Here is a 12492-nt window from a genome sequence, read left to right on the forward strand (position 1 = left end):
ATTCCAGCAGTCAATTTTCAGGAGACACACATGGCATCCCGTGACCAGTTCCAACGCTTTATCTTCGAGCACAGCCAGGTGCGGGGTGCCTGGGTCCAGCTGGGCGAAAGCTATCGGGAAATCGGTGGCCAGGCCCCCTACCCCGATTCGGTAAGAGAACTGCTGGGCGAATCATTGGTCGCGAGTGTCCTGATGAGTTCCTCCCTGAAGTTCGAGGGGACGCTGTCACTGCAGGCCCAGGGCGACGGCCCCATCAGCACCCTGATGGCAGAGTGCAGCCACGACCGTTATATCCGCGGTCTGGCCCGGTTCGACGAACACTCCATCCGAGAAGAGGATTTCAAGGCACTGCTCGGCGAGGGTCGAATGGCCATTACCATCACCCCGGCCACGGGCCAGCGCTATCAGGGTGTTGTCCCCCGCGAGGAAGACAGCCTGGCCGGCTGCCTGGAAGAGTATTTCGAGCGCTCGGAGCAGCTTGCCACCAGCCTGTTTCTGTTCGCCGACGAGAACGGCGCCGCGGGCCTGATGCTCCAGCGCCTGCCCGGCCATACCGAGGAAGACGATGACCTGTGGGAACGGGTGAACCATCTGGCGCGCACCGTGGAGGCCGCCGAACTGCTGGAACTGGATAGCGAAACCCTGCTGCACCGGCTGTTCCACGAGGAAACGGTGCGTCTTTTTGATGCGGAACCGGTTGCCTTCCGCTGTAGCTGCTCCCGGGAACGAACCCTCGGCGCCCTGGAAGCGATTGGCAAGGAAGAGTGCTACAGCATTCTCGATGAACGGGGCGTAATCGAAATGGATTGCCAGTTTTGTCATGCTCACTATCGTTTCGATAGAAATGACATTGATCACCTTTTCACCGGTCATACGTTACACTGAGCACGCACTTGATTTGCCCGGAAGTCCCAGCTGGCGCGGCTTCCAGGGCAGTCGTTTTTTACCGGCGCGTCTGGCATAATAGCGCGCCTGAATTGACCCGATTGCTCAGATTTCCGTCAATTTTGGGGGGACGGCCTGAGCAATCACGAAGACATCCCGAGGGCGAGGTCGAAGTGAGCAACACTTATACTGATCTGAGTACAGCACGACTGGTCGAGCTGGCACTGGCACGTAACGAAGGCCAGCTGGCTTGTAACGGTTCACTGGTAGTCAAAACCGGTGATCGTACAGGCCGGTCTCCTATGGACCGCTTCATCGTCGAGGAACCCAGCACCGCCGACGATATCCAGTGGGGGCCGATCAACCGTCCCTTCGACGCTGACAAGTTCGACGCCCTTTGGGACCGCGTTGAAGCCTATATCGCAGAAAAGGACCAGTTCGTCGCCCACGTGCACGTCGGCTCCGATCCCGAGCATTACCTGCCGGTGAAGATGACAACCGAGACCGCCTGGCAGAACCTGTTCGGCCAGAACCTGTTCATCCGCCCGGACAGCTACAACCCGGCCGACAAGCAGGAATGGCAGATCCTCAACGCGGCGAACTTCGAGTGTGTGCCCGAGCGTGACGGCACCAACTCCGACGGTTGTGTGATCATCAACTTTGCCAAGCGCAAGGTACTGCTGGCGGGCATGCACTACGCCGGCGAAATGAAGAAAGCGATGTTCTCTGTCCAGAACTTCCTGCTGCCGGAAAAAGACGTGCTGCCGATGCACTGCTCCGCCAACGTCAGCGAGACCGGCGAAACCTGTCTGTTCTTCGGCCTGTCCGGCACCGGCAAGACCACCCTGTCCGCCGACCCGCATCGCTACCTGATTGGTGACGACGAGCACGGCTGGGGCACCGGCACCGTGTTCAACATCGAGGGCGGTTGCTATGCCAAGTGCATCGACCTGAGCCAGAAGAACGAGCCGATCATCTGGGACGCCATCCGTTTCGGGGCCATCGTCGAGAACGTGGTAATCGACGAGGAAACCCGCGAACCGGATTACACCGACGTTTCCCTGACCGAAAACTCCCGGTGCGCCTACCCGCTGGAGCACGTAGAGAAGCGTGTCATCGAGAACCGTGCCGGCGAGCCTTCGCACATCGTGTTCCTGACCTGTGACATGACCGGCGTCCTGCCGCCCGTGTCCATTCTGAACCGTGAAGCGGCGGCCTACCACTTCCTGAGTGGATACACTGCACTGGTGGGTTCCACCGAGATGGGCTCTTCCTCCAAGCTGAAGTCCACCTTCTCCACCTGCTTCGGCGCACCGTTCTTCCCGCGCCCGGCCGGCGTCTACGCCGAGCTGTTGATGAAGCGCATGGACGAGTTCGGCAGCAAGGTTTTCCTGGTCAACACCGGCTGGACCGGCGGTCCTTATGGTGAAGGCAGCCGTTTCAGCATCCCGACCACCCGCGCCATCATCGCCGCGATCCAGAACGGTGACCTGGACGATGTGGAAACCGAGCATCTGGATGCCCTGAACCTGGATATTCCCAAGCATGTGCCGGGCGTCGATACCGAACTGCTGAACCCACGCAAGACCTGGGTCAGCCCGGACTATTACGACGGCAAGGCCCAGGAACTGATTGGCCAGTTCGTCGACAATTTCAAGAAGTTCGACGTGGCCGACTCCATCGTGGAAGCTGGCCCGAAGCTGAGCTGAGGTTCGAAGTGAACATGGGGTCAGAAGAAAGCCTTTTTCTGACCCCGACTTCAAGCTCCGGGTTCGCGGAATGAAAAGGGGTCAGATGAATGCTTTCATCTGACCCCGGCTTGAAGCTCCGGCTCCGAAAAGCGCCCTGCACACGCATGGCGCTTTTTTTGTGCCCGGCGATCAGGCGTAGAACAGCAGCGGCGCAAAGGCCACCAGCAGCAGGGATATGCCCATGGCAACCAGCGGCAGGATGATCCGCTCGTGACGCTGATAGAAGGTACCGGTTTCCTGCTGTGCCGCCGTGACCTCTGCCTCACCCACTACCTGCCTTGTGAGCAGGTGGTTGAGTGCCACCGGCGGACTCAGATACCCCAGCTCAAAGGCGACCAGGGTAACCATCCAGAAATGAACGGGATGGATGCCACTGGCGTAGGCAATACCGGCAACGGTGGCGGTGACAAGAATGACGGCGCCGAAGGCGTCCATGATCATACCCAGAACAACCAGCAGCACCACCATCAGCAGCATTGCGGTCCAGGCACTGTCGAATGCCTGGGGAAAGCTCTGCATGATGTGGGAACGCTCGATCACACCACCAATACTGACCGAGAGCCCCAGCAACAGCAGCAGAGCCCCAATCTCAGCCGTTGTATCATTGGTGGCACCGCGGACGCTTCGCTCCAGCCCCTGATGATTGATTTCGCCGGAGGCTCTGCCCTTGCGGTTTTTCAGGCTGACGTGCTCGTACAAAAGGATGGCAAGCATGATCACCGGCAGCAACCGGGGTGCCGAGAATTCATCCATCGTTACATCCAGGGCAAATCGGTAGAACAGGACCACCACCGCCATCACGAGCACATAGGGAACCAGTGGTCTGAGCGCCTGGATCATCGCCGGGAACGCCTGTGAGGCTGGGGCAAGGTCGAATCGGCTCTGGCGGTTGACCGACAGGGCCACGACGGTGAACATGGCGGCCGTCAGCAGGAACACCCAGATTCCCCAACCGAAGAGCTCATCGGTAGTGACTTCCCGGTTCAGATAGGCGATGACCACTACCAGCAGGCAGGGCCGCAGCACCACACCAAGCGACCCCGACATGGCAGTAGCGGCCAACGCCAACTGGCGTCTCGCCCCGGCAGCACGGAGTTCGCTGTAGATCACTGCCCCGGCGGCGATAACGAAAATGCCCGAGGCGCCGGTATAGGCGGTGGGTACCGCAGCCACCAGTACGGCAACGACCGCCAGCAATTCCGGTGGCATCCGCCAGGGCCGGAACACATTGAATACCAGGGTGGCCAGCCGGGTCTGCTTGAGCATCATCCCTACCCAGACATACAGCCCCACGTTGAGAAACATATCCGCCAGCTCCATCATTTTGCCGAGGTAGATACCAATCCCCGAGGAATGGCCAATGAGGGCAAAATAGGTACCGGAGATCAGGCACATCACGGTATAGAGCGGCACTGCCAGCAAGGCCTTGTTCAGGTTGCCGCCATCCTGAAGGTCCCCCGGCACCCGGAACAGCCGGAAGAGACTGGCCAGCGTCAGAGCGGCAAAACCGGCAATCCACAGGTTGTGCAGCAGGAGCTCTTCACTGGAAACCAGGGTGTCCGAGCCGAGACTGGACTGCCGGAAGATCACACTGGAGCCCAGCAGCATGGCATTGGCAATGGTTTGCAGGGTGTGGGAAACGGTGTAATCGAGACGGGTTTCCATGGCCCGCATGGCAATGTGATGACGGGTCAGGGTGGCGGTCACCGCGCACAGCATGACGAGTATCACCAGGATGTAACGCTGCGATTCCAGACCAAAGGCGATTACATCGGCAACAAACAACTCAACGGCGCGGTAGGCTTTCACCCCCGGAGTCAGGTTATCCCTGAGATTCTGATAGTTCAGGTGGGCCGTCCTGCAGTCCGCGATCGATCGTTCGATCGCGAGCCGGACCTCGTCCGGGTCCTTTTCCGCTTCACCGAGCAACGCTGCCATCGGGTCGTCGCTGGCCGGCTCCTCTGCCATCTCGGCGGCCACCGCAGCCTCGATGTCCCGATCCGGATCGCACTCCGGAGCCACCGGGTCCATCCGAAGCTTGTAATAACCACTCCAAAGCTGCTCACCGGTCTGGAGCATCCGGTTGTGGATATCACTGCTGGTGGAAAACAGCACCACCGCCAGCAGCAGCAAACATGCCGGCAATGACGAAAACCATTCCAGTCCGGTACGAAAACCAGCCTTGGCCATAACTAACTACCCCGGGAACCGATGGTTTACAGCAGATCGTCCAGATCCATGGTTTCAACCGCTTCCTGCCGGTCGTCCCAGAAGGTGCCGAGCTGACCAAGCGGAGTTCGGTGACCGGTGTTTTCCATCCAAAGCTGATCAGACATTGCCACAATCATGTTGGTAGCCATCGAATCCACGAAGCGCCAGTCCTCATTGGCCGCGTCTTCCTCCAGCGATTCGGCGTGCTCCCGGATGACCTCCCTGAGCAGCTGCTGATCGCCCTTGTTGATCGCTGCAATGGCATGGAACACATGGGGCAGACGCACACCGGCATTTTCACCCTGTTCGTCGGCAATCTGCAGGCGTTCAAAGGCATCCTCGCCCTGCGGTTGGGCTCCGGGAACCATGGCCCATACCGTTGCCCTCAGTGCCATCGGCGTTCCCCACCATTTGTCGTTGTCGAGGCAGCCGGTGCCACGAGCCACGACCGACCCGATGTTGGCCGGCACGCCAATGGACGACGTCGACTGGATCTGGGCATTAAGCGCCTGCAGGCCTGACAGCAGACCAGCGAGATAGATGAACTCGTCCATGTCATCGTCAAATGCGGGACACTCGCCGGTGCCCACTTCCCCATAGTGGGCATTGTGGTGCTGCCATGCCCGGAAGTAGCGCTCGGACGCCAGAACATAGGCGCGTTTCTGGCGAATCATGGCGTCCTCGGCCTCCTCCGCCTTCAATCCCTTAAGGGCCGCCAGTCCATCCAGTTCGTACTCGCGAGCCTGCTCCTCGGCGCAGCCACCGGCGGACAGGTACAGCATGACAGCAAGCTGATCCGGTTCATCGGTAACCCGGCCAAACGACATCAGCAGGGGCGCAGTGGCCTCGCTCATGGCGCATCCCATGGCCAGATCCTGGGACTGCATCAGGTAGGGCACTGTGTGGTTGCGGGAAAACCCTTGCATGACATCCCCGGTGGTCTTGTACATCATGTGGTTGACCACGCCACAACCACTCAGCAGCGTGCCGGTCAGTGCAGCGGCAAACAGACCGCGAAGGCGGCCCGGGGACCGGCGGGAGTGACGACAGTGACGACGGGAGTTCCGGAGATCGGTCATGGCTTCAATACCTGTCTGGTGTTCTTGTTCTGTATGTTCGGGTCGCGCCCGACCCAAATGTTACAAACTGTAACCGGGCGAAATTATGGCGCACTCCGCCCGATTTTTATGAGACCGGGGCCGCAAATGGCGGTATCAACCCGGACGCCAGAGGAGAGTCCGGTTTGCACAATCCATCAGGAGCCACTATAGATTTCTGTCGACAACGACAATAAGAGGACTTTCCCATGCGTAAACCTGAACTCGCTGCCGCCATCGCCGAACGCACCGGTATGACCCGGGAGAAAGCCGGCGAAGTCATCGCCGCCTTCACCCATCAGGTATCCGCCGCTGCTGCCCGTGGCGAGGATGTCAGCCTCATTGGCTTCGGAACCTTCAACATCCGCAGTCGCGAGGCGCGGAACGGACGCAATCCCCAGACCGGGGCCTCGATCCAGATTCCCGCCAGCAAAACCGTGGGTTTCAAAGCAGGCAAAGCCCTCAAGGATGCAGTTCAGTAAGGTGCGGCGGGCCCGCCCTGCGGGCCCTCGCAATCAGGATGCGCACTCGGCCCGTGAACCATCCACCCGACAGCGGATGGCCTTCATCAGCTTGATCGCACACTCGTCATAGACACCATCCTCAAGCAGTGACAGGCGCACCTTCTGAAGCATCTTGTCATATTGGGCAGTGTCTTCCTGAGGCAGCGACATCCACACATCTCCGGGGATCCCTGCCTCGGCTTCAGCGATGATCTCGTACGCCTCGTCGAGGCGCTGGATAGCCTGATCACGCACCATCTGGCCGGCATCATCCGGGAACCGGTCCCGGTGGATGATCACCTGGAAATTCATATAACCGATGGCGTACTTGACCACGGCACCGTCGGGATTGACGCCCTTGTACAGCTCCAGGGGTTGGTAGGCCACCGCCGGCGCATAGGCCAGATCGACACTGCCATTGTTGAATTTGCCAGCAAAATTGGCCGCATTGGAGCCCACCACGGACGCCCCGACATGCCGTACCATGCGTACCGATGCCTCGTCATAATCCAGGGTTGCAATGCGTTTTCCCTGCAGCTTCTCGACCGAGTCGATGCTGCGATCGCGGGTGAAAAGGTAAATCGCACCGGCCGGGAACACACCCGCCACTTCATAGGGTCCGTTCACCAGGAACGGGCGGGCCTTGGGCTGGCTCAGGGTGTTGTACAACAGACGCATTTCCTCCTCACCCGGCACCGCCCCCATGGCCTCGAGACTTCCGGTGAACCTGTTGAACTCCCGGGCACGGGTGCCGGTCAGCAGGACGGCATCGCACTGGCCTGCCTTGAAGTCCTCGGCCGCAACTTTCTCGTCGGTATAGGCCCGAAGGTCCAGTTTGATCCCCCGTTTCAGGGCAACCGGCTGAAAAGTTTTGGTGATGGCAAACAGAGGGCCGTTGGCCCCCACCGGATCAAAGACGCAGAAGCTGCGTTCGAGGATCTCCTTCGGCGCCTGATCCTGGGCATGGCCCAGCGCGGGGAACAACAGCGAGGCACACAGGGTGGCAGCGACGGCCACCCGTTGCGGGAAGTTTGCTGATTTCACGGGATGACTCCTGATTTATTATTGTCGGGCGCCGGCACGTCCGGGTGCCGGGGTTGCCACGATGTCCTTGAGCGACCTTAGGTCGACCGATACAAGAATACGTTGGCACAGGTGCCTGCCATCAAGGTCTTTTCAGCAAGAGGGGGGGATTCTGTGATGGTGTCGACAGAGGTCATAGGACCTCTGCCGCATTTCCGCACTCAGGCCTGCAGGGCGTCCCAGGCTTTCCGGCCCTCGACCAGAGTCATCCGGACCACACCGGTCAGTTCACGGCCGGTGACCGGCGCATGGCGCCCGGCCGAGACCAGTGTGCGGTCGTCGGCGACCCAGGTCCCGGTCGGGTCAAACAGGCAAAGATCTGCCATATCCCCCTCGGCCAGCCCCGAGGTCCGGCCGATGACGGATGCCGGTCCGGAGGTCAGGGCCCTGACCAGATCGGTCAACGACAGCTCGTCCCGATCAACCAGCTCCAGTCCGAGCGAGAGCACGCTTTCGATGGTGGACAGACCCGGCTCGGTGGCGGCGAGCGGAGCCTGTTTGGCCGCCGTATCATGGGGCTGGTGCTGGCTGACAATCGCAGCGATGACGCCCTCCCTGACACCGGCAACCAGCGCTCTCCGGTCACTTTCGGAACGCAACGGCGGGCGCACATGGAAGCGGCTGTCGAAGCCGGCCAGAGCATCCTCGGTAAACAGCAGCTGGTGAATGGCAACGTCGGCAGTGACCTTGATACCCCGCTGCTGCGCTTCCGCCAGCATTTCGACGCTGCGGGCACAGGACAGCTGGCTCAGGTGCAGACGGACACCGGTCTCTTCGGCCAGTAACAGCATCTCCATGACCGCCGCGGTTTCCGCCACTTCGGGAATCCCCAGAAGACCCAGGCGCGACGTCACCAGGCCGTCATGGGCATAACCGTCGGCTGCCAGGGCCTGGTTCTCCGGGCTGAACATCACGGTCAGACCGAAAGTCTGGGCATAGGCCATGCAACGGCGCAGGATACGGGCATTGCGTACGCCGCGGGAACCGTTACCGACAGCAACGCAGCCGGCGTTCCTGAGACCCGCCATGTCACTGAGCAGATCGCCCTCGAGTCCCCGGGTGATGGCACCGATTGGCAGGACCCGAATCGGCGAACGGCTGGCGGCCACATCCCGGATCAGGTGTGTCACGGCTCCGGAATCATTGACCGGCGAGGTTTCCGGTGAGGCGCAAACCGTGGTGAAGCCACCGTGGGCTGCCGCCCGGGTTTCGGAGGCAATGTTTCCTTTCTGGCCATTGCCCGGCTCGCGCAGGTTGCAGCAGAGGTCGACAAAGCCCGGGGCGATCACCCAACCGTCGGCGTTGATGGTGTCATCGACATCGGCACTGCGGGCCTGGCTGCCGGTGGCTGCAATCCGGCCATCCCGGATCAGCAGTGCATCGTTGTCGGCCTCCCCGCCCTGACCATCGACCAGGCGACCTCCGGTGATCAGTAGCAACGTCGAGGACTGGTTACTGGTATGACTCATGCCTTTGCCCCCTTTGCCTGCTGCCGTTGCCGCTCCGCCACCTGACCTCCCATGGCCATGGACATGACCGCCATCCGGATGGCGATGCCGTTGGTCACCTGATTGAGAATCACCGATTGCGGACCATCCGCCACCGCCGATTCGATTTCCACGCCCCGGTTGATCGGGCCGGGATGCATCACGATGCATTCCGGATGAGCCAGCGCCAGCTTCTCGCGGTTAAGTCCGTAAAGACGGTAGAACTCGCGCTCGCTGGGCAACAGCGCCCCTTCCATACGCTCTTTCTGGAGCCGCAGCATGATCACCACATCCAGATCCTTCATGCCTTTCTCCATGTCGTATTCCACGGTGCAGCCCAGACTCTCCACATCCTTCGGCAACAGGGTTCCGGGGGCAATCACCCGGACCTCTTCGGCTCCCAGCACATTAAGCGCGCGAATCTGGGACCGTGCCACGCGTGAGTGCAGGACATCGCCGACGATGGCCACTTTCAGGCCCTCAAACCTCTGCTTGTGCTGGCGAATGGTCAGCATATCGAGCATCGCCTGGGTGGGGTGGGCATGACGACCGTCGCCGGCATTGATAATGGCAACTCCGGGGGTCACGCTCTCGGCAATGAAATGCGGTGCGCCACTCTGGGAGTGCCTTACCACAAACATGTCGCTGGCCATGGCCTCAAGGTTGAGCAGGGTGTCAGACAGGGACTCGCCCTTGGAGGTGGCAGAGGTACTGATATCGAGATTCAGCACGTCGGCAGACAGGCGCTTGGCGGCAAGCTCGAAAGTACTGCGGGTACGGGTACTGGATTCGAAGAACAGGTTGACCACCGTTCGGCCCCGCAACAGGGGGACCTTCTTGATGGTTCGCTCCCCCACTTCGATGAAAGAGTCGGCGGTATCCAGAATGTCGGTGAGCAAGTCACGGTCCAGGCCGTCCAGGGTAAGGAAATGCCGCAACTGACCATCCCGGGTCAGCTGCAAGTGGTGCGGGGAAGGGTCGTGTGCGGTCATGGGTCGCCTGTTTTCTGTGTTGCCGAATGGAATTGCTGGTTACTGCCCGGTTTCCTGTAGTTCAATGCGCAGGGGGTCAGGGCCCCGGAGTTTGACCCGTTGATGGGCGGCGAGGGAGAGTACCCGCCCGGCCACATCCGGCTGGATCGGCAATTCCCTTGCTCCGAGATCAATCAGGGTGGCCAGTATGATACTGGCGGGACGACCGTAGTCGAAAATTTCGTTCATGGCGGCACGAATGGTCCGGCCACTCATGATGACGTCATCGATGAGGATGATATCCCGGCCCTCGGTGTCAAAGGGCAGACTGGAAGGCTTCACCTTCGGATTCAGCCCGATACGGCTGAAGTCATCCCGGTAAAAGGAGATATCCAGCTCCCCGAAGGCCTGATCGATGCCCAGGCGCTTGCTGAGCACATCCGCCAGCCAGACGCCGCCGGTCCGGATACCGATTATCGCCGGCTCGGTTACGCCGCGCTCCTCCAGAATCCGGCGCAGTCCCGTTTCCAGCTCATCCAGCAGCTGGTTGATATCAAGCTGTGCGGTCATCAGGTCCTCACTGTATTTCAGGTCAGCCGGAAAGGTCAGCCGGCGCTATTATCCTGTTCCCGGAACCAGGTTTCCAGAATCAGTACCGCGGCGCGGTCGTCGACACCGTGACGGCCGAAATCCCGGCTGCCACCGCGGGCCATGACGTCACCCTTGGCCTCGAAACTGGTGAGGCGTTCGTCCACCATCTCCACCGGGTAATGGAATCGGCCATGGATACGGTTGCCGAACTTTCGGGCCCGGGCACACATCTCGTTCTCGGTGTCGTCCATGTTCAGGGGCAGACCGACCAGTACCAGGTCCGGTCGCCACTCCTCCAGCAGCTTTTCCACCTCCGACCAATCCGGAATACCATCGCGGGCGGGAATCATCGCCAGCGGTTCGCCGGTGCCCAGCAGCTCCTGGCCCGTTGCCACACCAATCCGGCGGGTACCGAAATCGAACGCCATGACCCGGCGATTGCCCGCTTCAGGCATGGCCACCAAACTCGGTCAACTGGTTCAGGTCGATGCCGATCAGCCTCAGAACGGCGTGGTAGCGGTCCTGGGCCGGGGTCCGGAACAGAATATCGGTACTGGCCGGACAGGTCAGCCAGGAGTTGCTACCCAGCTCCTCTTCCAGCTGGCCCTCGCCCCAGCCGGAGTAGCCCAGCGCCACCAGGAACTCTTGCGGGCCATCGCCGCGGCCGATACCGGCCAGGATATCCCGGGAGGTGGTGAGCAGGACGTCCCCGGCCACCTGGGCGGTATTCTGCCAGGTGGTACCGGGACTGTGCAGGACGAAGCCACGCTCGGGCTGGACCGGGCCACCACTGTATACCGGGAGGTCCAGCTCCGAACCATGCATGTCCAGCTGCTCCAGGATCTCTCCGAGATGGATGTCCAGGGGGTGATTGATCATCAGCCCGAGGGCACCTTCATCGGAATGCTCGCAGATGTAGATCACACCGCCGTGGAAACGGGGGTCGGCCAGCCAGGGCGACGCCACGAGAAAGTGGTGCTGCAGACTGTTGGGAGATTTCCTGGTTGCGGTCATCCGGATGTCAGCCCCCGCCGTTGGAAAGACCAGGTTCGTATGATTTCCAGCTCATCCACTTCCTCGCGCATGTCTTCCGGGAACGGGGCGAACGGAGACGCCATGCGTACGATCCGGATGGCGGCGTCGTCCAGGACCCGGCTGCCCGAAGATTGCAGGATAGCCACTTCCTTGATTGTGCCATCTTTCTTGAGGGATACCAGCATCCTGAGCGTGCCATAGATGCCCGCACGCCGCGCTTCGGTCGGATAATTGATATTACCGACCCGGGTAACCTTGCTGATCCAGTTCTGGACATACCAGGCGTTGGTGGACTTCAGGGTGGAGGCAGAGGTGACCCGCATAACCCGCGGCTTGCGCGCGTAGGCCTGCTGCTGGGCATCAAACCGCGCCTCCAGGCTGGCGATTTCCAGGCTGCGCTCCATCAGGCTTTTCTTCTTGCGCACCGGCTGCGGTTCCGGCTCGGCCCTGTCCTCGGGCTCGGCCACCTTGCGACTGGAGGGCGCGGTAGTCTGAACCACCGTCTGTTCCTGCTGCTTCACCGGTTCTGGCTGGGACGGGGGCTCCGGCTGCACCTGTGCCGGCTCCGGCTGGCTGACCTCGGCCGGCTGGGGTGTGGTCATTTCCCGGGGCTCGTCTTCGGTGCCACTGCCCTGCTGACTGGTCTGGGCCAGGAAATCGGCCTTCTCCGGGGCCTTCTCGTCATCGAACTGGGACAGGGTGATTTCCATGGTCTGCGCCGACGAGCGCGGCGGCTCCGGCGCGAAGGAGATCCCCAGCACAATAATCGCGTGCACGGCCAACGCCATGAACAGGGTGAAGGAAAACCGGTCAAAATCACTTACCTGAACTGCCATTCCTGTTCCTGATCCTGTCGTTGGTCCTGCACTACTCGCCCT

At 61.0% G+C, this 12492-nt stretch carries 12 protein-coding genes; 3 read left to right on the top strand and 9 right to left on the bottom strand.

Annotation, left to right across the window (positions count from 1 at the left end; translation table 11 throughout):
• The first annotated feature begins 30 nt into the window (after positions 1-30).
• Together hslO and MD273_RS10150 are read left to right on the top strand one after the other, a co-directional pair.
• Positions 31-885 carry an Hsp33 family molecular chaperone HslO gene (gene hslO, locus MD273_RS10145; RefSeq protein WP_239037678.1) on the top strand — a complete coding sequence of 285 codons (855 nt, stop codon included), beginning with the start codon at positions 31-33 and terminating at the stop codon, positions 883-885.
• A gap of 173 nt (positions 886-1058) precedes the next feature.
• Positions 1059-2594: a phosphoenolpyruvate carboxykinase gene (locus MD273_RS10150; RefSeq protein WP_239037679.1), complete on the top strand. Its 1536-nt coding sequence runs from the start codon at positions 1059-1061 to the stop codon at positions 2592-2594.
• A gap of 171 nt (positions 2595-2765) precedes the next feature.
• On the opposite strand, the gene MD273_RS10155 is transcribed toward MD273_RS10150, so the two are convergent.
• Together MD273_RS10155 and MD273_RS10160 are read right to left on the bottom strand one after the other, a co-directional pair.
• The gene (locus tag MD273_RS10155) at positions 2766-4826 is read right to left on the bottom strand and encodes a TRAP transporter large permease subunit (RefSeq protein WP_239037680.1); all 2061 of its coding nucleotides are present in this window, start codon (positions 4824-4826) and stop codon (positions 2766-2768) included.
• A gap of 26 nt (positions 4827-4852) precedes the next feature.
• Complete coding sequence (locus MD273_RS10160; RefSeq protein ID WP_502846052.1) at positions 4853-5926, bottom strand: hypothetical protein; 1074 nt, start codon at positions 5924-5926, stop codon at positions 4853-4855.
• Positions 5927-6153: 227 nt separating this feature from the next.
• Here MD273_RS10160 and MD273_RS10165 point away from each other — a divergent pair, with 227 nt between their 5' ends.
• On the top strand, positions 6154-6426 hold the full coding sequence (locus MD273_RS10165) for an HU family DNA-binding protein (RefSeq protein WP_239037681.1): 273 nt from the start codon (positions 6154-6156) through the stop codon (positions 6424-6426).
• Between the two features lie 33 nt (positions 6427-6459).
• Here MD273_RS10165 and MD273_RS10170 read toward each other — a convergent pair whose 3' ends face one another.
• From MD273_RS10170 to MD273_RS10200, 7 genes are all read right to left on the bottom strand, one after another.
• Positions 6460-7491 (bottom strand): putative solute-binding protein, encoded by a 1032-nt coding sequence (locus MD273_RS10170; protein ID WP_239037682.1) that lies wholly within the window; start codon positions 7489-7491, stop codon positions 6460-6462.
• 200 nt (positions 7492-7691) lie between these two features.
• On the bottom strand, positions 7692-8999 hold the full coding sequence (locus tag MD273_RS10175; RefSeq protein ID WP_239037683.1) for a dihydroorotase: 1308 nt from the start codon (positions 8997-8999) through the stop codon (positions 7692-7694).
• The gene (locus tag MD273_RS10180; RefSeq protein ID WP_239037684.1) at positions 8996-10009 is read right to left on the bottom strand and encodes an aspartate carbamoyltransferase catalytic subunit; all 1014 of its coding nucleotides are present in this window, start codon (positions 10007-10009) and stop codon (positions 8996-8998) included. The genes MD273_RS10175 and MD273_RS10180 overlap by 4 nt, the downstream gene beginning before the upstream one ends.
• 39 nt (positions 10010-10048) lie before the next feature.
• Positions 10049-10558 carry a bifunctional pyr operon transcriptional regulator/uracil phosphoribosyltransferase PyrR gene (gene pyrR, locus MD273_RS10185; RefSeq protein WP_239037685.1) on the bottom strand — a complete coding sequence of 170 codons (510 nt, stop codon included), beginning with the start codon at positions 10556-10558 and terminating at the stop codon, positions 10049-10051.
• A gap of 35 nt (positions 10559-10593) precedes the next feature.
• Complete coding sequence (gene ruvX / locus MD273_RS10190; protein ID WP_239037686.1) at positions 10594-11034, bottom strand: Holliday junction resolvase RuvX; 441 nt, start codon at positions 11032-11034, stop codon at positions 10594-10596.
• Positions 11027-11593, bottom strand: a complete 567-nt coding sequence (locus tag MD273_RS10195) for a YqgE/AlgH family protein (RefSeq protein WP_239037687.1) — start codon at positions 11591-11593, stop codon at positions 11027-11029. Before MD273_RS10195 ends, ruvX begins: the two co-directional genes overlap by 8 nt.
• Positions 11590-12450, bottom strand: a complete 861-nt coding sequence (locus MD273_RS10200; RefSeq protein WP_239037688.1) for an energy transducer TonB — start codon at positions 12448-12450, stop codon at positions 11590-11592. Before MD273_RS10200 ends, MD273_RS10195 begins: the two co-directional genes overlap by 4 nt.
• Between the last annotated feature and the right edge of the window lie 42 nt (positions 12451-12492).

Origin of the sequence: Marinobacter sp. C7 (assembly GCF_022343555.1) — a bacterium.
GTDB lineage: Bacteria > Pseudomonadota > Gammaproteobacteria > Pseudomonadales > Oleiphilaceae > Marinobacter.

Bases quoted from the DNA above. Each gene is read 5' to 3' on its own strand.
- MD273_RS10175 (WP_239037683.1), bottom strand. From the start codon at position 8,999: ATGAGTCATACCAGTAACCAGTCCTCGACGTTGCTACTGATCACCGGA.
- MD273_RS10195 (WP_239037687.1), bottom strand. From the start codon at position 11,593: ATGACCGCAACCAGGAAATCTCCCAACAGTCTGCAGCACCACTTTCTC.
- hslO (WP_239037678.1), top strand. From the start codon at position 31: ATGGCATCCCGTGACCAGTTCCAACGCTTTATCTTCGAGCACAGCCAG.
- MD273_RS10200 (WP_239037688.1), bottom strand. From the start codon at position 12,450: ATGGCAGTTCAGGTAAGTGATTTTGACCGGTTTTCCTTCACCCTGTTC.
- MD273_RS10165 (WP_239037681.1), top strand. From the start codon at position 6,154: ATGCGTAAACCTGAACTCGCTGCCGCCATCGCCGAACGCACCGGTATG.
- MD273_RS10160 (WP_502846052.1), bottom strand. From the start codon at position 5,926: ATGACCGATCTCCGGAACTCCCGTCGTCACTGTCGTCACTCCCGCCGG.
- MD273_RS10180 (WP_239037684.1), bottom strand. From the start codon at position 10,009: ATGACCGCACACGACCCTTCCCCGCACCACTTGCAGCTGACCCGGGAT.
- ruvX (WP_239037686.1), bottom strand. From the start codon at position 11,034: ATGCCTGAAGCGGGCAATCGCCGGGTCATGGCGTTCGATTTCGGTACC.
- pyrR (WP_239037685.1), bottom strand. From the start codon at position 10,558: ATGACCGCACAGCTTGATATCAACCAGCTGCTGGATGAGCTGGAAACG.
- MD273_RS10155 (WP_239037680.1), bottom strand. From the start codon at position 4,826: ATGGCCAAGGCTGGTTTTCGTACCGGACTGGAATGGTTTTCGTCATTG.